The organism is uncultured Dokdonia sp. (assembly GCF_947492815.1).
Classification (GTDB): domain Bacteria; phylum Bacteroidota; class Bacteroidia; order Flavobacteriales; family Flavobacteriaceae; genus Dokdonia.
In genome coordinates this window covers 52,720-70,259 of record NZ_CANLOB010000006.1, presented here as the reverse complement: position 1 = coordinate 70,259, position 17,540 = coordinate 52,720, and the positions used below count along the sequence as shown (strand labels likewise).

23 protein-coding genes are annotated in these 17,540 nt (G+C 34.0%); 13 read left to right on the top strand and 10 right to left on the bottom strand.

Translation table 11 applies throughout. From position 1 onward, the window contains the following. Positions 1–9: 9 nt before the first annotated feature. The 3 genes from Q1A01_RS08085 to Q1A01_RS08075 form a co-directional block, all read right to left on the bottom strand. Entirely contained in the window at positions 10–897 is an 888-nt protein-coding gene (locus tag Q1A01_RS08085) for a 3-hydroxybutyryl-CoA dehydrogenase (RefSeq protein ID WP_299678651.1), read from the bottom strand. A gap of 190 nt (positions 898–1,087) precedes the next feature. Further along, positions 1,088–1,753, bottom strand: coding sequence for a hypothetical protein (locus tag Q1A01_RS08080; protein ID WP_299678648.1), 666 nt, complete (start codon positions 1,751–1,753; stop codon positions 1,088–1,090). A gap of 10 nt (positions 1,754–1,763) precedes the next feature. Further along, entirely contained in the window at positions 1,764–2,723 is a 960-nt protein-coding gene (locus tag Q1A01_RS08075) for a Gfo/Idh/MocA family oxidoreductase (protein ID WP_299678645.1), read from the bottom strand. Positions 2,724–2,854: 131 nt separating this feature from the next. Between Q1A01_RS08075 and Q1A01_RS08070 the strand changes: the two genes are divergently transcribed. From Q1A01_RS08070 to Q1A01_RS08045, 6 genes are all read left to right on the top strand, one after another. Further along, the gene (locus Q1A01_RS08070) at positions 2,855–3,496 is read left to right on the top strand and encodes a protein-L-isoaspartate(D-aspartate) O-methyltransferase (protein ID WP_299679043.1); all 642 of its coding nucleotides are present in this window, start codon (positions 2,855–2,857) and stop codon (positions 3,494–3,496) included. A 3-nt stretch (positions 3,497–3,499) separates the two neighbouring features. After that, positions 3,500–4,117: a recombination mediator RecR gene (recR, locus tag Q1A01_RS08065; protein ID WP_299678641.1), complete on the top strand. Its 618-nt coding sequence runs from the start codon at positions 3,500–3,502 to the stop codon at positions 4,115–4,117. A 4-nt stretch (positions 4,118–4,121) separates the two neighbouring features. Next, a complete protein-coding gene (locus Q1A01_RS08060; RefSeq protein ID WP_299678638.1) occupies positions 4,122–5,240 on the top strand; it encodes a glycosyltransferase family 2 protein in 1,119 nt (372 codons plus the stop codon). A gap of 90 nt (positions 5,241–5,330) precedes the next feature. Continuing rightward, entirely contained in the window at positions 5,331–6,638 is a 1,308-nt protein-coding gene (locus tag Q1A01_RS08055) for a dihydrolipoamide acetyltransferase family protein (protein WP_299678635.1), read from the top strand. 832 nt (positions 6,639–7,470) lie between these two features. Beyond that, positions 7,471–7,761: a helix-turn-helix transcriptional regulator gene (locus Q1A01_RS08050; protein ID WP_299678632.1), complete on the top strand. Its 291-nt coding sequence runs from the start codon at positions 7,471–7,473 to the stop codon at positions 7,759–7,761. Then, positions 7,761–8,594, top strand: coding sequence for a reverse transcriptase family protein (locus Q1A01_RS08045; RefSeq protein ID WP_299678629.1), 834 nt, complete (start codon positions 7,761–7,763; stop codon positions 8,592–8,594). The genes Q1A01_RS08050 and Q1A01_RS08045 overlap by 1 nt, the downstream gene beginning before the upstream one ends. Positions 8,595–8,659: 65 nt before the next feature. On the opposite strand, the gene Q1A01_RS08040 is transcribed toward Q1A01_RS08045, so the two are convergent. The 4 genes from Q1A01_RS08040 to Q1A01_RS08025 all read right to left on the bottom strand — a co-directional run bounded on the left by Q1A01_RS08040 (position 8,660) and on the right by Q1A01_RS08025 (position 11,271). Then, on the bottom strand, positions 8,660–9,274 hold the full coding sequence (locus Q1A01_RS08040; RefSeq protein ID WP_299678626.1) for a hypothetical protein: 615 nt from the start codon (positions 9,272–9,274) through the stop codon (positions 8,660–8,662). Positions 9,275–9,379: 105 nt separating this feature from the next. Continuing rightward, positions 9,380–9,895: a hypothetical protein gene (locus tag Q1A01_RS08035; protein WP_299678623.1), complete on the bottom strand. Its 516-nt coding sequence runs from the start codon at positions 9,893–9,895 to the stop codon at positions 9,380–9,382. An 8-nt stretch (positions 9,896–9,903) separates the two neighbouring features. Then, positions 9,904–10,512 carry a hypothetical protein gene (locus Q1A01_RS08030; RefSeq protein ID WP_299678620.1) on the bottom strand — a complete coding sequence of 203 codons (609 nt, stop codon included), beginning with the start codon at positions 10,510–10,512 and terminating at the stop codon, positions 9,904–9,906. 126 nt (positions 10,513–10,638) lie between these two features. Beyond that, positions 10,639–11,271, bottom strand: a complete 633-nt coding sequence (locus tag Q1A01_RS08025) for a hypothetical protein (RefSeq protein WP_299678617.1) — start codon at positions 11,269–11,271, stop codon at positions 10,639–10,641. A 112-nt stretch (positions 11,272–11,383) separates the two neighbouring features. On the opposite strand from Q1A01_RS08025, the gene Q1A01_RS08020 reads away from it, so the two are divergent. From Q1A01_RS08020 to Q1A01_RS07990, 7 genes are all read left to right on the top strand, one after another. Further along, the gene (locus Q1A01_RS08020) at positions 11,384–12,160 is read left to right on the top strand and encodes a 3'-5' exonuclease (RefSeq protein WP_299678614.1); all 777 of its coding nucleotides are present in this window, start codon (positions 11,384–11,386) and stop codon (positions 12,158–12,160) included. 12 nt (positions 12,161–12,172) lie between these two features. Further along, positions 12,173–12,784 (top strand): fumarylacetoacetate hydrolase family protein, encoded by a 612-nt coding sequence (locus Q1A01_RS08015; protein WP_299678611.1) that lies wholly within the window; start codon positions 12,173–12,175, stop codon positions 12,782–12,784. 2 nt (positions 12,785–12,786) lie between these two features. After that, on the top strand, positions 12,787–13,128 hold the full coding sequence (locus Q1A01_RS08010) for an Hpt domain-containing protein (RefSeq protein WP_299678608.1): 342 nt from the start codon (positions 12,787–12,789) through the stop codon (positions 13,126–13,128). 5 nt (positions 13,129–13,133) lie between these two features. Continuing rightward, complete coding sequence (locus Q1A01_RS08005) at positions 13,134–14,381, top strand: CinA family nicotinamide mononucleotide deamidase-related protein (protein ID WP_299678605.1); 1,248 nt, start codon at positions 13,134–13,136, stop codon at positions 14,379–14,381. A 76-nt stretch (positions 14,382–14,457) separates the two neighbouring features. Next, entirely contained in the window at positions 14,458–14,694 is a 237-nt protein-coding gene (rpmB, locus tag Q1A01_RS08000; RefSeq protein ID WP_299678602.1) for a 50S ribosomal protein L28, read from the top strand. Positions 14,695–14,715: 21 nt separating this feature from the next. Further along, positions 14,716–14,898 carry a 50S ribosomal protein L33 gene (rpmG, locus tag Q1A01_RS07995; protein ID WP_299678599.1) on the top strand — a complete coding sequence of 61 codons (183 nt, stop codon included), beginning with the start codon at positions 14,716–14,718 and terminating at the stop codon, positions 14,896–14,898. Positions 14,899–14,905: 7 nt separating this feature from the next. Then, entirely contained in the window at positions 14,906–15,058 is a 153-nt protein-coding gene (locus Q1A01_RS07990) for a DUF4295 domain-containing protein (RefSeq protein WP_299678596.1), read from the top strand. A gap of 116 nt (positions 15,059–15,174) precedes the next feature. Here the strand turns inward: Q1A01_RS07990 and Q1A01_RS07985 are convergent, their stop codons facing one another. From Q1A01_RS07985 to lgt, 3 genes are read right to left on the bottom strand one after another with little or no spacing between them, the layout of a single operon-like run. Further along, positions 15,175–16,020 (bottom strand): class I SAM-dependent methyltransferase, encoded by an 846-nt coding sequence (locus Q1A01_RS07985; RefSeq protein WP_299678593.1) that lies wholly within the window; start codon positions 16,018–16,020, stop codon positions 15,175–15,177. A 34-nt stretch (positions 16,021–16,054) separates the two neighbouring features. Beyond that, positions 16,055–16,543, bottom strand: a complete 489-nt coding sequence (locus Q1A01_RS07980; RefSeq protein WP_299678590.1) for a DUF192 domain-containing protein — start codon at positions 16,541–16,543, stop codon at positions 16,055–16,057. Between the two features lie 4 nt (positions 16,544–16,547). Then, a complete protein-coding gene (lgt, locus tag Q1A01_RS07975) occupies positions 16,548–17,480 on the bottom strand; it encodes a prolipoprotein diacylglyceryl transferase (protein ID WP_299678587.1) in 933 nt (310 codons plus the stop codon). Positions 17,481–17,540: the final 60 nt, after the last annotated feature.

Here is a 17,540-nt window from a genome sequence, read left to right as displayed (position 1 = left end):
GGTTTAGTTTTAAGCAAACATTTTGGCTACATTCTCAGCTTTACGACTTTCTGAGTAGTCATAAAACCCTTCTCCAGATTTTACACCTAATTTTCCTGCACGTACCATATTTACTAATAATGGGCATGGTGCATATTTTGGGTTTTTAAATCCATCATGCATTACTTCAAGTATAGATAAACATACATCTAGACCTATAAAGTCAGCAAGTTGTAACGGCCCCATAGGATGGGCCATTCCTAATTTCATTACGGTGTCAATTTCATAAACACCTGCAACTCCATTGTATAAGGTTTCAATAGCTTCATTAATCATAGGCATTAAAATACGATTAGCCACAAAACCAGGGTAGTCATTTACCTCAACGGGAACTTTGCCTAAATTTTTAGACATTTCCATGATCGTATTCGTTACTTCATCGCTAGTGTTATATCCACGTATAATTTCTACTAATTTCATGATAGGTACCGGATTCATAAAGTGCATTCCGATCACTTGTTCTGGACGATTAGTAACTGCAGCAATTTGAGTAATAGATATAGATGACGTATTGGTTGCTAGGATGGTATCTTCTCCAGTAGCAGCGTCTAAATCTCTAAATATTTTAAGTTTTAAATCTACATTTTCTGTAGCAGCTTCTACTACAAGTCCTGCATATTCAACCCCTTCGTTCAAGTCTGTAAACGTAGTAATGTTATCTAATGTAGCTTGTTTTTGAGCTTCTGTAATACGTTCTTTAGCTAACTGACGATCTAAATTTTTTGTAATCGTGGCCATCCCTCTATCTAAAGAAGCTTGAGAGATATCTATTAATTGTACTTTGTATCCACTTTGTGCAAAAGTATGAGCGATTCCGTTACCCATGGTTCCTGCACCTATTACTGCTATGTTTTTCATATTATAACTCATTTTTATTTCCGAGAAGACGGAAATCTTATTTAATATTTATTAATGTTACTTAACTCCCGAACTTAGACTATGCACTTTAACACGCTCAGCATAAACTCTGGCGGAAACTTTATTTAATTCTATATATGCTTTCGCACTTTGGCTATGCTCAGTATAAACTCTAGCAAAACCTGTGTAATTATTTCTGCTCAGTTAATTTAACTCCATGCCAAGGACAGTATTCCCAATTTCCATTTAATGCTTCTTGATCTTCTGGACATATTTTTTTAGCTACCATTGATTGTAGCGGAAGGCGATACGTAAAATCTTCGTCATTTACTTTTACATGAAGCTTCCCTGTATTTAATGGAGAGATTGCTGTTGTACCATCTTCTAATTCATTTTTAAATACATAAAACACCATTTGTTCTCCTAATTGCCCTACCATACTTGCCAATGTCGGTCTAAATACATCTACGAGCTCTTTTATATCTGCAGGGATCTCTTCATCAGATAAAGGTGATAAAATCTCATTATCATGTATAATTGTAATCGCGGCATCTCGTTTCTTAAAACCACTAAAAGGGCTTATATCTGAATTTACTACAGAAAAAAGAGAGTATCCTACCAACTTGTTTTCTATATCTAGAATGATTTCTTCTCCTATGTCGGGAGAATCTGTAAGCGCAATTCTCCAATACTCACTAGGAATCCACCAGATTTGTTTGATGTTAGATTCCTGTTTTTTTGTAATCATTAAATCTTTAACCATATCAATGAGCTCCACTTTTTCTGCCTTTTTTTGAGCAGAAACTGTTGTAGTAGCAAGTATGAAAATAGCAACAATGAGTTTGTGTATGGACATTATTTGTTTTTTAGAAATTAGCAATGACCATTTTTGCAACACGTAAGGCTTCAGTGCCTGCTTCTAATGATACCACAGGAGTAGTATTGGTTTTTATTGCTTTCGCGAAAGCGTCTAACTCATCAAGAATAGCATTGTTAGAAGGAACATCAGGATTATCAAAATAGATTTGCTTTTTAATGCCTTCTGCGTTTTGTAGAATCATTGCAAAATCATCAGGCTGTTCTGGCGCATCTTTCATTTTTACAACTTCCACTTTCTTTTCTAAAAAGTCGACAGATATGTAAGCATCTTTTTGAAAGAAACGGGCTTTACGCATATTTTTAAGAGAAATACGACTTGCTGTAAGATTAGCAACACATCCATTTTCAAACTCAATACGAGCATTAGCAATATCTGGTGTTTCACTAATCACAGAAACGCCACTAGCAGATACATTTCTTACGGGACTCTGTACCACACTTAAAATAGCATCTATATCATGAATCATTAGATCTAGTACAACTGGCACATCTGTTCCTCTTGGGTTAAACTCTGCAAGTCTATGAGCCTCTATAAACATGGGAGTTTGTATGGAATCATTTACAGACATGAATGCAGGATTGAAACGCTCTACGTGACCTACTTGTCCAAGTACATTATGTTTTTTGGCAAGGGCAAGTAACTCTTCTGCTTCTTCTATCTTATTGGTAATGGGTTTTTCTATAAATAAATGCTTTCCAGCAGTAATTACTTTCTTAGCACATTCATAATGATGTGTAGTAGGTGTTACAACATCTATCATATCGCAGGCTTCTATGAGACTTTCCATCGTATCAAACGGGGTATACCCAAATTCTGAGGCGATGGCTTTACGTACTTCAGGAGAAGCATCATAAAAACCAATAAGTTCATAATTTTCAGATTGTTGTAAAAGGCGTAAGTGTATTTTGCCTAGGTGCCCAGCACCTAATACTCCAGCTTTAAGCATAGGGTTTATTTTTACACAAAAATAAGGTTATTTCAGGGATTTTTTTTAAGAATTTCATAGAGAAAAAAGATGTTAATTAATCTAGCTCATCTTTTCTTTGAAAGCCCAATTAAAACTGTATTTTTATGCCAATGAAGGATACGACGCGTCATCAAGGAAAACGTAGACAATTGGTAGAGATTGTTAAGAATAAAGGGGTCACTAATAAAGCGGTATTGGATGCTATAGGGAACATACCGAGACACTTTTTTATGGATAGTAGTTTTGAAGACCATGCCTATCAAGACAAAGCCTTTCCTATAGCTGCAGATCAAACGATATCACAACCCTATACAGTTGCTTTTCAAAGCGAATTACTACAAGTAAAACGAGGAGATCAAGTATTGGAAATTGGTACTGGAAGTGGCTATCAAACAGCTGTTTTATGTGAACTTGGGGCTAAAGTATATTCTATAGAAAGGCAACAAGAACTATTCAAGAAAACAAAACTCTTTTTATCTAAATTAGGATACCGACCTAAGTTTTTGAGTTTTGGAGATGGCTACAAAGGATTACCAGAATATGCGCCATTTGATAGTATTATTGTAACGGCAGGCGCACCCTATGTTCCTAAACCATTATTGAGTCAGCTTAAAATAGGAGGGAGACTCGTGATACCTGTGGGAGACGATCCTCAAGTAATGACCTTATTTGTACGTGTAGAAGCGACTAAATTTGAGAAAAAAGAATTTGGAGAGTTTCGATTTGTACCTTTGCTGGAAGATAAGAATTAAGGTATGGAATTTTCTTCAAAACTTCTCGAAAATGCAGTCTATGAGATGTCACAATTACCTGGCGTAGGAAAGCGTACAGCTTTGCGATTGGTGTTACATTTATTAAGGCAACCAGAAACGCAGACACATCATCTAGCAGAAGCATTGCTTACCATGCGAGATACGATTAAGTTTTGTAAGAAATGTCATAATATCTCTGATGTAGCATTATGTGAGATTTGTGCTAATCCAAATCGTGATGCTTCTTTAGTCTGTGTAGTTGAAGATATACGGGATGTGATGGCTATAGAAAATACGAGCCAGTATAAAGGGTTATATCATGTATTGGGAGGAAAGATCAGCCCATTGGATGGAATAGGACCTCAAGAACTCAATATTTTCTCATTAATAGAAAAGGTAAAAGAAGGTGAAGTTAAAGAAATTATCTTTGCACTAAGCTCTACTATGGAAGGGGATACTACCAATTTTTATATCTACAAACAAGTAGAAGAATACAATGTACAAACCTCTACAATTGCACGAGGTATCTCTGTAGGTGACGAATTAGAATATGCAGATGAGGTTACCTTAGGGCGTAGTATATTACATCGTATTCCTTTTGAATCTTCCTTAAAAAATTAATTACTTGAAACAACTTTCAGTCGTCATAGTAAACTATAATGTACGCTACTTTTTGGAGCTTTGCATCCGAAGTGTACAAGCTGCTATAGAGACGATAGATGCAGAGATTATTGTGGTAGATAATGATTCTCGGGATGATAGTTGTACGATGGTACGCGAGTTGTTTCCAGAAGTGATTTTGATAGCAAATGAGAAAAATGTAGGATTTTCGACAGCAAATAATCAAGGAGTAGAAAAAGCACAAGGAACTTATGTTTGTATTCTGAATCCGGATACTGTTGTAAGCGAAGATACCTTTGAAAAACTATTAAATTTTGCTTCTCAGAAACCTCAAATAGGAGCCGTAGGCGCACGTCTTGTAGATGGGACAGGACGATTCTTACCAGAGAGTAAACGTAATTTACCCACACCTAAAGTCGCATTCCAAAAAATATTTGGTAACGGAGCTTCTTATTATGTAAATACACTAGGTCAATATGAAACTGGAAAAATAACAGTACTAGCAGGAGCGTTTATGTTTCTAAAACATACAGTATATACAGAGGTAAAAGGATTTGATGAGCAGTATTTTATGTATGGAGAAGATATAGACTTATCATATACTATCGAAGAAACAGGATATCTAAACTACTATTTTGGAGAAACAACAGTATTGCATTATAAAGGAGAGAGTACTGCAAAAGATGCTACCTATAGGAAACGATTTTATGATGCAATGCGTATTTTTTATTACAAGCATTTTAATAGTAATTCGATAGAAGCTATTGTGGTACGTATGGGATTGTGGTTGGCTACGCTTTCGCGAAAGCGTATATCTGAAACACCTAAAGAGAAATCTACAGTATTACCTAAAATGTATATGATAGTAACAGATAATGAGCAACTTGTATCATTGATTTCTAAATCAATAGGCGCATCTATAAAAAAAGTTACTGACTTAAAAGACGCTATAGCTGGGACTGAAGTGTTTCTAGATGCAGCATCCATATCTTATACCAGATGTATTACATTGATTTCAGAATCAGCAAACAAGCAACTTACATTTAAGATTATACCTAAAAATACTACCTTTGCAATAGGAAGCAATAGTAGCGAAGGAAGAGGCGAAGTACTCCATTTTTAAAGATGTAATATTATGAATTTCTTAATATGAAGTCGGTTAAAAATAGTATTTTTGCACAAATTTTAATAAAAACACCTTTTACATAAGAAAATGGCAAGATTCGAACTTAAACTACCAAAAATGGGTGAAAGTGTTGCAGAAGCAACCTTAACCTCTTGGCTTAAAGAAGTAGGCGAGACTATAGAAGCAGACGAAGCGGTACTAGAAATTGCTACCGATAAGGTAGATAGTGAAGTGCCAAGTGAGGTAGATGGAGTTCTTGTAGAAAAGCTTTTTGAAATAGATGATGTTGTTCAAGTAGGGCAAACTATTGCCATTATAGAAACAGATGGTGATGCTGCAACCGACGCTGCTCCGGCTACAGTAGTAGAAACGCCTACTGTTGAAAAAGCAATAGCTGCTGTAGAAAAAACAGTAGCCGTTGCAAAAGATACGGTAGCTCCTGTAGTGAGTTCTGAAGACCGCTTTTATTCTCCATTAGTGAAGAATATGGCAAAAGCCGAAGGAATTTCACAAACAGAACTTGATGGGATTGCTGGAACAGGAAAAGATGGTCGTGTGACTAAAAATGATATGCTTGCGTATATCGATACACGTGGTACAGAAAAACAAGCACCTGCTCCTGCAGCTGCACCAAAAGTAGCGAAGGCTGCACCAAAAGCTACTCCAAGTCCTGTAAGTGTAAATGGGGAAGATGAGATTATAGAAATGACACGTATGGGGAAATTGATTTCTCATCATATGGTAGCTTCTGTGCAAACAAGTGCACATGTACAGTCATTTATAGAAGCAGATGTGACAAATATTTGGAACTGGCGTAAAAAAGTAAAAGGATCGTTTGAGCAAAGAGAAGGAGAGAAACTTACATTTACTCCTATCTTTATGGAAGCGGTAGCAAAAGCAATACGCGATTTCCCTATGATAAATATCTCTGTAGATGGAGATCGTATCATTAAACGTAAAAACATAAACTTAGGAATGGCTGCGGCACTTCCAGATGGAAACCTTATCGTTCCTGTTATTAAAAATGCAGATCAATTAAACCTTGTGGGTATGACAAAGGCGGTGAATGATCTTGCAACACGTTCTCGTGGTGGAAAATTAAAACCTGATGATACTCAAGGAGGAACTTACACAGTAACTAATGTAGGTACTTTTGGAAGTATTATGGGAACACCTATTATCAATCAGCCACAAGTAGCTATACTTGCTTTAGGAGCTATACGTAAAGTTCCTGCAGTGATTGAAACACCAGATGGTGACTTTATAGGAATTCGCATGAAAATGTTCTTATCTCATTCGTATGATCACCGTGTCGTGAATGGAGCTTTAGGAGGACAGTTTGTAAAACGTGTAGCCGAATACCTAGAAGCTTGGGACATGAATAGAGAAATCTAATAAAGGATATATCAAATTAAAAAGCCTCATTTCAATTAGAAATGAGGCTTTTTTTATGGGTAATTATAAATGATTTAAGAATTAATATTTTAAAGACATTAAATAACTTTCAGTGTATTATATTATAATATTTATATACTGTCAGTAATATTTTTTATAAAAAAATTTGGTGAACTTAAAAAATATTATATCTTTGTGCCAGTTCTTTGAAAGAGTATTGAAAATTGTAATAATTAAATTTAAGCTACTAAAGTGTATTAAGTTACACAACCAATTATGGTTCTATTGGCAATAGCAAAAGCGCTCAACGTTAGCGTAGGATGCTTAGAAGCCGTTTCAGTTGAAATCTGAAGTGGTAAAAGTCTTATATTAAGAAGAAAACAGCTAATAACTTGTTAAGCCAGCGAGGCAAAAAGCCAAAAAGTAAAAAGGCATTTAGATGGCAAGGAATAATTCGGGGGTGATATTGTGAACAACGCATATTGAATTTAATTATTAAGCATATTGGTAATATGGCAAGGCAATAGTGCCTTTTTAATTAAAATTATTAGATATGCGTGAAAAAAGCAATTATCAGTACGTTGATGATCTCATACTAGGTATGAAGACCATCCTTTCCGAGAAACGTTGTTCCTTCTCGGATGAAGAAAAAGTTCTTTTAGCTAATGCAATTAAGTACTTAGAAGATTCCAAGAAAGATGGTGAAGTAAAACCAATTGATTGGAGTATAGTATTTAGAGGAATTAATTTACTCACTAGGGTATTTTCACATTTCGAAGACTTTACGAACTTATTCTGACCCGACACCCCTTAATTTTTTCAATTTAACTCTATGGATTTAGGACTAGCAATAAAATCAATAAGAAAGCAAAACGGTTTCAAACAAACTCAATTCGCCCAGCTTTGTGATATAACGCAAGCATATTTATCTCAAATAGAAAATAATAATAAAGAACCAAATCTTTCTACACTAAAAATTATTTCGAGTAATTTGGGTATACCATTACCAATATTATTTTTCCTTTCACTAGATGGAGATGATATTAGTCCAGAAAAAAAGGAAGCTTTTAAAATAATAGCTCCTTCTGTAAAATCATTAATCAACCAGTTTTTTGCTAAATAATGATACGAACTACCAAACATTTAGCTTACACATTAAAAGTTGATTTTAAAGAGATCGAATCGATTATTAGAAATATTGATAATTTTTACAAAGAAAAGATAGAAATTAAAAGAGATAAATTTGGCAAACCAAAACTTGACGCAAACGGGAATCAAAAAAAACGAATAATTCATCCAAGTCAAAGAAGGCTTAAGGTAATTCAGAAAAGAATTCATAGAAATATTTTAGTAAAAATTAAAATGCCTTCTTATGCTTATGGTGCTGTGAAGAAAAAGGACAACATAGATAATGCAAAAAAGCACCAGGGTAAAAAATATAAATTTACTACTGACTTAAAAGATTTTTTTCCGTCAATTAAAATCGAAGCTGTATTTAAAATGTTTGTAAGTCAAGGATTTTCACCGTCAGTATCTCGAATATTAACTCAATTAACTACTTATAAGGGACAAATACCTCAAGGAGCTCCAACTTCTTCAACATTGGCAAATTTAGTTTTTATTAAAACTGGTGATATTTTGAATAAATTCGCTCTAGAAAATGAAGCAACGTTTACTTCTTTTGTTGATGATATGACTTTTTCATCTGCTAAAGATTTTAAGTCTAAAATACCTCAGATTTTAGAGATAATAACTGCAGATTACAAAATCAGTCATAAGAAAACTAATTATTCTAGAAATCCAAATGTTACAGGATTACACGTAATGAATAATCACTTAGAACTTCCAAAATCCTTTAAGGCTAAATTAGAATCTACTGAAAACAAATCTCCACAACAAATTGCTGGCTTATTTTTGTATAAAGAAAAGGTAGATAGAGCAAATAGTGGAAAATAACGATAACGGAATTTTAAAAAACCTCATTTAAAAAATGAGGCTTTTTTTATGGGGTGGCATTGTGGCTATTCAATTTCTTTAAGCTTATCCATTAATTGTTCGTAGGTTTCAATATCTACAAATATTTTACCTCCTAAATTCAAAATAGGAGTTGTAAGTGATTCAAGTGGCGTTGCAGAGTTTGCTAGTGACTTGGTAAGATAGGCCTCCATTTTAGGTTGATCACTTAATTTTTCTGTTTTAAAAAGATAGATGCTCTCTTCTAAGCTAGCAATAAGTGTATCGCAGGTAGTACATTTTTCTGTGAGATATATAAGAATAGGTCGTTTTGCCTCTATCTTCACCAACTCAAAAGGTCTTTTAAGAGCTCTGCGAGATAAACTATCATTTACCACAAGTTCATACTCATAATTAGGTGTTTTACCACGTTCTATAATTAAACTTTTGATATTTACTTTGGAAGTTGCTGGAATACGAGTTAATCTAGGCTTGGCTTTACTTTGTCTAAAACCAGTACCTGTCACTGTAATCATGACATCAAGGTCTTTTTCGTTCTCATTTACAGCATACAGAAATAAACGATTTTTTACTTGTTCATCTATAATTTTTATTGGGCGATCTTGCGCTTTTGCGGCAAAGCTTAAGAAAAGCAGTACAATGAAAGGTAATTTTTTTAGCATAATGTCATAGGATTTATAGAGTTATAACGCTAAAAAAAGATATTCCGTATACGCTTTCGCGAAATGCTATACTGAGTATGTTGAACTAACGTAAAAAGAAAGCAATTAAAAAGTAATTTCTGAAGTAGGGTATAGGAGGTCTTCAAAATTTTTGGTCCAAACTCCATCTATGAGTTTTTCTCCATATTCATTAAAAAGTCCTTCAGGTGTTCGCCGAAATATAAGGCGGTACTCATTCCCAATTGTACAGATGAGCTTTCCGTCAACAATTTTACCTGTAAAAGGACGTGTTCCTTGCTTTCTAAAAGCATTGTAATAATATTGTTTTTCTTCTACATTATAATAAATGATGGTATGTAAACTCAATATAGGTTTTCCGTCTCTGGTACCTCTATGACGTAATACGAGAAGCTCGCCGTCTAAGTCATAACGTACTTTAGAAAGCACATCATAGGGTTTGTTCTGATCTTTAGGATAGGAGCTACCCGTTCCTTTCCAATCACCGATCATAAAAGAGAGTTTTGCCATCGCTTTTTGCTCTTCTGTTTGTGCAAAAGAGATTTGAGTCACTAAAAAGGTACAAAAAAATATAAAAATGAAAGAAGGTTTTAATGTATTCATGGCGATTATTATACTTGTTTAATATGTTGTTTAGTCGTATATAGAACCCAAATAAAATAGACAAACGGTATAGATAGTAAATGGATAATGTATAGTGTCCATCTAGCGCTTAAATCTATGTACGTGTTTGATTCAGTTAATTCAAAGATACTATTGATAAGAATAAGAGTATATGGAATGAAAGTAAGATAAATTATTAGTGATTGAGCTGTTTTCCATCTATTTCTATTTTCAAAATCTTCTGCATGATCGGTAAGTATAAACATTGCTTTGCAAAACGTTATCGCACCGTAGATAACAAAGAGTTGCAAAAACATATTAAGTATTATAAACCAACTAGGTTGTGGGAAAACAAAAAAATCAAGCGCCCCAAAATATATTGATATACTTGCCGTATAAAGAGCTGTTTTTAAATAGCTGTAATATTGTTGAGATGTACTAGTTGTGTTAATAAGTAAATATCTTACACCTACAAATATAAGACTGGCTCCCAAAAAATCATTTATAAAATCTAGATTAAGCCCTTTTCCATTAGTAGCATTTGAGATACTAACATCTATGATAATGCAAATTGACCCAACTAATATATAGTTGAAATGCCTTGTAAGTATATTCATGTACGATTTAAAGAATTGTTTTTTTTGAAAAGATACTATTATTACTAAAATTATAAACCTGTAGAGTATAACTTTATGATTTATAATTGAATAGATGCTAAGTGCGCTTTCGCGAAAGCGTATACCTTAATCAATTTTCTCCCAATTAAAATTCTGAATAAAATGCTCCATATCAATGATATCAAAATACATTTTTTCTTGATGCATTAATACTGGCATTTTAATGAGTTCACGACCAGAAACAGAATCTTTCAGATGTTTCCACATGAGGTTGAAAACAGCATTATTTTTTTTGATATCTAATGCACGGTGTTTAATTCTTTGATTTCTCAAATAATCAGTGAGATAGCTGCATTTTTCACAATCGTTTTCTATAAAGACCGTAAGTTGTTCCGGATCTACAGGCAATAAATTAACCCGTTCTGCTTGCCCTTCGCCCTTACGTTTTTTAATAGTTTGTAATTGTTCTTCAAAGGTAAATATCTTTGTATACGTTGGAGTAGCACCTTTTAAAGGAATCAATATGATCATGACTACTTTGCTATGAGGTGGTATTTTTTTGATGATAGGTCTATCGGCACTACGTCTAAAACCTTCCCCTTTTACCATGAGGAAAGCTTCCTGTTCTATATCCGTATTATTTTGAGCATAGAGTGTCCACCGTTTTGCTTGTTTGTCTTCTATGAGTTCTACGGCAGGAGTTTGCGCTGTGAAATATAATGGATATATGAGGAAAAATAATGGTATAAAAAGCTTCATAAATGTCATACTTCAATAATAAAGCCACAAGATACATATTCTGATATTTTTAGCCTTCTCTAAGGCGGAGGATAGCTTTTCAAATTGTATTTTTGTGTTTCAATACAACTTTATGAAGCTTAATATAAGTAGACCTATTTGCTTCTTCGATTTGGAGACTACAGGAATTCAAGTAGCTAAAGACCGCATCGTAGAAATATCTATACTGAAAGTATTTCCAGACGGAAGAGAAGAAGAATATACACAACGTATCAACCCGACAGTACCTATTCCACCAGCTACTACAGCAGTACATGGCATAAGTGATGCCGATATTGCAGACGCACCTACATTTGCTCAAAAAGCAACAGAAATTCATAACATCATTAAAGACTCAGATCTTGCAGGGTTTAATTCTAATCGTTTTGATATCCCATTATTAGCCGAAGAATTATTGCGTTGTGATATTGATTTTGATATGAAAAATAAGAATGCAATTGATGTGCAAAACATTTTTCATAAAATGGAACAACGTACGCTGGTAGCAGCCTATAAGTTTTATTGTGATAAAGACTTGACCAATGCGCATAGTGCAGCAGCAGATACAATGGCTACCTATGAAGTTTTAAAATCTCAACTAGATCGTTATGACGAGTTAGAGAATAATATGAAATCATTAGCTGAGTTTAGTACTCGTAAAAAATCGGCAGATTTTGCAGGATTTATAGGGTATGATGATAAAGGAGCAGAAATCTTTACTTTTGGAAAGCATAAAGGAAAATTGGTAGAAGCCGTATTAGAAAATGAACCAGGCTATTATGGATGGATTCAAAATGCAGATTTTCCATTATATACTAAGAAAGTGTTGACAGCTATAAAACTTAGAGGTTTTAATACGAAACTATTTTAAACCACAGATACTATGAAACTTATTTGTATCGGAAGAAATTATGCAAAGCATATAGAAGAACTTGCCAATGAAAGGCCAGATCATCCAGTCGTCTTTTTAAAACCCGACTCTTCGATTCTTCTAAAACAACACCCTTTTGTGATTCCGGAATTTTCAAAAGATGTACATCACGAAGTAGAGATTCTAGTAAAGATCAAGAAAATAGGGAAATACATAGATAAAAAATTTGCACATACCTATTATGACGAAATAGGATTGGGGATTGACTTTACGGCACGTGATTTGCAATCTAGTCTCAAAGCAAAAGGACTACCATGGGAAAAGGCCAAAGCCTTTGATGGTGCTGCTGTGATAGGGAAGTGGTTGGATAAGAGTACGTTTGAAAATGTAGATAATATTGCATTTACATTAGAGAAAAATGGCGCTGTTTTACAAGATGGAAACACAGCACATATGTTATGGAAAATAGACGAATTAATAAGTTATGTCTCTCAATACTTTACTCTTAAGATAGGAGATGTTATATTTACAGGCACGCCAGCGGGTGTTGGACCTGTTGCTATAAATGATAAATTAAAAGGATTTATAGGAGATACTGAGATGTTTTCTATCAATGTAAAATAGTTATGACAAAAAATTATAACCTAGAAAAAGTAAGAGAGATTGCTGGTGGTGATGATAGCTTTGTAAGTGTAATTGTAGAAACCTTCTTACAAGAGATTCCTCCAGATATGCTATCTATGCAAACAGCTATAGAAAATGATAACCATAAAATGGCATATCAGTTTGCTCATAAAATGAAACCAAATATTGATATGTTTGGGATTGATTTATTGAAGCAAATCGCTGCTATGGAGAAGTGGTCAGATTCTAGCAAACCTACTTCAGCAATACAAGAACAGCTCGATCAGATTATCTCTACCCTTACAATTGTTATAGAAGAACTAAAGGAAGATTTTAACTTCTAATCTTTATGAAAGCACATATTATTACAATAGGCGATGAGATTCTCATTGGTCAAATTGTAGATACCAATTCTGCCTATATCTCAAAGGCTCTCAATGCTATTGGTGTTTCTGTATATCAGATAAGCTCTGTTCAAGATGATAAAGATCACATTCTAGAAAGTTTAGCTTTCGCGAAAGCGAACTCAGATATCATTATCGTAACAGGAGGATTAGGTCCTACTAAAGATGATATTACAAAAAGCACCTTCTGTGAATATTTTGATGATGAACTTGTCTTTAATCAAGAAGTATTAGATCATGTTGAGTATTTATTTGAGAAATACGTAAAAAAACCATTACTAGAGTCAAATAAAACACAAGCGTTGGTTCCTTCTAAGGCTACTATTTTAAAAAATAAGTATGGAACGGCCCCTGGTATGTGGATGGAGCAAGATGGGAAAGTATTTATCTCGATGCCTGGTGTACCTCATGAGATGAAAGGGTTGATGGAGTATGAAGTGCTTCCTAGATTAAAAGAACAATTTCATCTTCCATATATTTTGCACAAAACATTACTCACGTATGGAATGGGAGAGAGCGCTATTGCACAGCGTATAGAAGCTTTCGAAAACGAACTGCCTTCAGAGATCAAACTAGCTTATTTGCCTTCCTTAGGACGTGTGCGCTTGCGATTATCTACTAGTGGAGCTATAAAAGAAGATGTAGATGCCGCAATGGAAGTGCAATTACAAAAACTAGTACCTCTTGTAGCAGACGTTTTTGTAGGATACGAAGAAAACGGACCCTTAGAACTTCTCATAGGAAAAGCCTTAACAACCAAAAGGAAAACACTTTCTATTGCCGAAAGTTGTACTGGAGGAAGTGTTGTGCAACGATTTGCTTCAAATGCAGGCGCTTCTGGTTATTTAGTAGGAAGTACTGTTACATATGCTACGCGTTCTAAAATAGAGGTATTAGGAGTAGATAAGGCGCTTATAGATGCACATTCTGTAGTAAGTGCTGAAGTAGCTGAAGCTATGGCTGTGCAAGTGCAGAAAATGTACAATACAGATTATGCGATTACAACAACAGGAAATGCAGGACCCACAAAAGGTGATTCTGATGTTGCTGTAGGAACAGTATATATCGGGATTGCTACTCCAGAAGGAAGCAATGCATATCATTTTATGATGGGAAATCATAGAAAAAGAGTGATAGAAAAGACTGTTAACAAGGCATTAGAGCTATTACATGAAGAAATTTCAAAAAACTAGCATTTTGTTTTGGTGTAGCTGTAGATTTTATGTAAATTTGCACCCTGTTTTGAAATAACAAGAAAAGTTTATTAAGATGTCAAGAGTTTGTGAGCTTACAGGAAAAAAAGCAATGGTAGGAAACAATGTTTCTCACGCCATGAATAAGACGAAGCGTAAATTTAACGCTAACCTTGTAAAGAAGCGTTTTTATATTCCTGAAGAAGATAAGTGGATTACACTAAAAGTGTCTACATCTGCTTTAAAAAATATTAACAAGAAAGGAATCTCTGCAGTGCTTAAAGAAGCGCGTGCAAAAGGATTCTTAAAATAAATCCCATAAAGAGTAACAGAAATGGCCAAGAAAGGGAACAGAGTACAGGTAATCTTAGAGTGTACAGAGCACAAAGCTTCCGGACAACCAGGAACTTCAAGATATATAACTACAAAGAACAAAAAGAATACGCCAGATCGTATGGAATTAAAGAAATTTAATCCAGTACTTAAGCGTATGACGGTTCATAAAGAAATAAAATAAGTAAGACATGGCAAAGAAATCAGTAGCATCGTTACAGACAGGATCAAAGCGTTTGACAAAAGCTATCAAAATGGTGAAATCTCCAAAATCAGGAGCTTACACTTTTGTTGAGTCAGTTATGTCACCAGATAAAGTAAACGAATTCTTAGCTAAGAAATAAGTTTTACTTATAGAATAATAAAAACCCGTCTTCATTTGAAGACGGGTTTTTTGTGTTGCAGTAGCATCAGTAATAACAAAACATATATGCTATTTGTTATTTATTGTTCTAAACTATTACTTTTTAGGTTGTTTGTATTCTACTAGATGACTTCTTGTTATGGATGAGTTTAATAGATTAGGTAATTTTCTTTCAAATCGAAAAGCAAACCTTCTAAATTTTCGACTATGTTTCCTAGGAAGAATCCTATGAAAACGCTCTATAGACCCAATGGGTACAATATTAGTTGTATGAAAATAGGTGTCACCAATTTTTTCATAATGCTTTGATGAGTTATCCCTATCTGGATGTGGATCATTTAATTTCCATTGCTTAAACTTTTTCCTTTGAATTTTTGATGGTCTACCCGGTACAGGAGTTAGCCATCGTAAATAATCTAAGAATTTATTATTTACTGCAGGTTCAAAGTATCTTACAATACCATCGGGTTTTAATATGGATACAATTTTTTCAGTAAATTCAATTTCCTGTTGATGCGTTAAGTGATGTACAAAGGCTTTTCCAACTACAATATCGTAGAAATCATGAGTAAGCTCTGATTTTAAAAAGTCACCTTCTATAAACTTAATTTCTGACTCAAAATCATAATTTTCATTAAGTTGTTTGATAATATCTCCTGATTTTTGAGAAATATCATTGGCATATACTTCTGCACCGTATGCGGCCATAATAGCTGCATTGGTACAATCTCCACATCCTAGCTCTAGAATTTTTTTACCTTTTAGTTGATGTTGAAAATCACCATGATAGAGTCCCACCCAACTAGTGTCAGTTCGTGTTGCATCATTCATAAAGGCTTCTAAGTTTTCTAATTTACTTAGTATATTATTGACATTAACTTTGCTGTATACATTATCATAATGTTTTTCATTTTTTAAAGTATTCTTTTCTGAACTATTCATCTTGAAAATTATGATTTAAATTAATGAAGTCATTTTAATCTCTGGTCCAATCAACAGTATCACCTATCTCAATAATCCACTCTTCAGAGAGACCTCCGTTAATTTCTAAGACATATTTGGCTGGTACTTGAGACGAAAGGCTTGTTAAGTCAAGAGGTTTTGCATTTTCAGCAAAGGAAACCACTTTCTTATTACTGTCTATAAAAATAAGATCTAATGGAATGAGTGTATTTTTCATATAGAAGTTCTGAACACGTTCTATATCTTGTATAAATAACATTCCTTGAAGCGGTTTCATACTACTACGATGCATTAATCCAGTCTCACGTTCATAGTCATCTTCTGCAAACTCAACGTCTATCGTTTTAATAAGCGAACCATCTGCTTTGGTTAATGTAAGCGTTCCTTCCTTTGTGAATACAAATTCAGTTTCTGTAATTATAGTATCTTTTTTACTTTCTTTACAACTATATACAGCTATAGAAGCAAAAAGAATGAAGGTTATTTTTAGAAAGGTTTTCATACAACTATGCTTCTTTATCTTTTCTATTCAATGCAGTAAATACTAAATAAATGCCTATCAAAATAAATGGGATACTTAATATTTGTCCTGTGTTAAGGCCTAAAATCCAATCTTCACGACCTTCTACTTGTTCTCTTTTAAAGTTTTCAACAATTAATCGAACACCCATCAGTAGCAATACAAAGGTACCAAACAAAAGTCCTAGCTTTTCAGAAGCCTTTGTCTTCCAGTACATATAGAGTATAATGAAAAATACAATTACATAGCCTGCTGCCTCCATTAATTGCCCTGGATAACGATATGGAATCTCTGCAATTACATCTGCATATTGAGGGTCTTCTGTAAGAGCTCTTAAGGCTTTTTTTCCATTATCTATTTTTGTGAAAGCTGTTGCGCGTCTTTCCGTAAACTCGTCTTGTATAAATTTAATTCCTAGTGAGCTATCTGTAATTTTACCGACCATTTCTGAGTTAAAGAAATTTCCTAATCGTACAAATACAGCACCTAATGCAACAGGTATGGATACGCGATCTAAAACCCATAGCATTGATTTTTTGAGTACTTTTTTATTATACCTATACATTCCGTACATACCTACAATAAAAGCTCCGTGACTTGCCAATCCTCTAAAACCGGTAAATTCAAATTCAGGATTAAATCGAAATGGTAAAAACACAGATAGAGGATCTTCTGATAATAATTCGTCTTGGTAAAATAAAACATGTCCTAAACGAGCTCCAATTAAAATAGAAACTACGGCGTATATAAAAAGAGAATCTAACTTTTCTTGAGCAATGCCTTCATTGTTATATACTTTTTTAGTGAGATAGTATCCTAAAGAAAAGGCAACTACAAACATAAGACTATAGAAGTGAATGGTTAAAAAACCAAGATCTATTCCTGTAAGTGGATTCCAAGTAAATTTAAGTGCGATCATAGTGATTTGTAACGTATAATTGTCGTATGGGTAAAGATAACAAAGTCCATTTTCCTTCTG

Bases quoted from the DNA above. Each gene is read 5' to 3' on its own strand.
- Q1A01_RS08085 (WP_299678651.1), bottom strand. From the start codon at position 897: ATGAAAAACATAGCAGTAATAGGTGCAGGAACCATGGGTAACGGAATC.
- Q1A01_RS08080 (WP_299678648.1), bottom strand. From the start codon at position 1,753: ATGTCCATACACAAACTCATTGTTGCTATTTTCATACTTGCTACTACA.
- Q1A01_RS08075 (WP_299678645.1), bottom strand. From the start codon at position 2,723: ATGCTTAAAGCTGGAGTATTAGGTGCTGGGCACCTAGGCAAAATACAC.
- Q1A01_RS08070 (WP_299679043.1), top strand. From the start codon at position 2,855: ATGAAGGATACGACGCGTCATCAAGGAAAACGTAGACAATTGGTAGAG.
- recR (WP_299678641.1), top strand. From the start codon at position 3,500: ATGGAATTTTCTTCAAAACTTCTCGAAAATGCAGTCTATGAGATGTCA.
- Q1A01_RS08055 (WP_299678635.1), top strand. From the start codon at position 5,331: ATGGCAAGATTCGAACTTAAACTACCAAAAATGGGTGAAAGTGTTGCA.
- Q1A01_RS08050 (WP_299678632.1), top strand. From the start codon at position 7,471: ATGGATTTAGGACTAGCAATAAAATCAATAAGAAAGCAAAACGGTTTC.
- Q1A01_RS08045 (WP_299678629.1), top strand. From the start codon at position 7,761: ATGATACGAACTACCAAACATTTAGCTTACACATTAAAAGTTGATTTT.
- Q1A01_RS08040 (WP_299678626.1), bottom strand. From the start codon at position 9,274: ATGCTAAAAAAATTACCTTTCATTGTACTGCTTTTCTTAAGCTTTGCC.
- Q1A01_RS08035 (WP_299678623.1), bottom strand. From the start codon at position 9,895: ATGAATACATTAAAACCTTCTTTCATTTTTATATTTTTTTGTACCTTT.
- Q1A01_RS08030 (WP_299678620.1), bottom strand. From the start codon at position 10,512: ATGAATATACTTACAAGGCATTTCAACTATATATTAGTTGGGTCAATT.
- Q1A01_RS08025 (WP_299678617.1), bottom strand. From the start codon at position 11,271: ATGAAGCTTTTTATACCATTATTTTTCCTCATATATCCATTATATTTC.
- Q1A01_RS08020 (WP_299678614.1), top strand. From the start codon at position 11,384: ATGAAGCTTAATATAAGTAGACCTATTTGCTTCTTCGATTTGGAGACT.
- Q1A01_RS08015 (WP_299678611.1), top strand. From the start codon at position 12,173: ATGAAACTTATTTGTATCGGAAGAAATTATGCAAAGCATATAGAAGAA.
- Q1A01_RS08010 (WP_299678608.1), top strand. From the start codon at position 12,787: ATGACAAAAAATTATAACCTAGAAAAAGTAAGAGAGATTGCTGGTGGT.
- Q1A01_RS08005 (WP_299678605.1), top strand. From the start codon at position 13,134: ATGAAAGCACATATTATTACAATAGGCGATGAGATTCTCATTGGTCAA.
- rpmB (WP_299678602.1), top strand. From the start codon at position 14,458: ATGTCAAGAGTTTGTGAGCTTACAGGAAAAAAAGCAATGGTAGGAAAC.
- rpmG (WP_299678599.1), top strand. From the start codon at position 14,716: ATGGCCAAGAAAGGGAACAGAGTACAGGTAATCTTAGAGTGTACAGAG.
- Q1A01_RS07990 (WP_299678596.1), top strand. From the start codon at position 14,906: ATGGCAAAGAAATCAGTAGCATCGTTACAGACAGGATCAAAGCGTTTG.
- Q1A01_RS07985 (WP_299678593.1), bottom strand. From the start codon at position 16,020: ATGAATAGTTCAGAAAAGAATACTTTAAAAAATGAAAAACATTATGAT.
- Q1A01_RS07980 (WP_299678590.1), bottom strand. From the start codon at position 16,543: ATGAAAACCTTTCTAAAAATAACCTTCATTCTTTTTGCTTCTATAGCT.
- lgt (WP_299678587.1), bottom strand. From the start codon at position 17,480: ATGATCGCACTTAAATTTACTTGGAATCCACTTACAGGAATAGATCTT.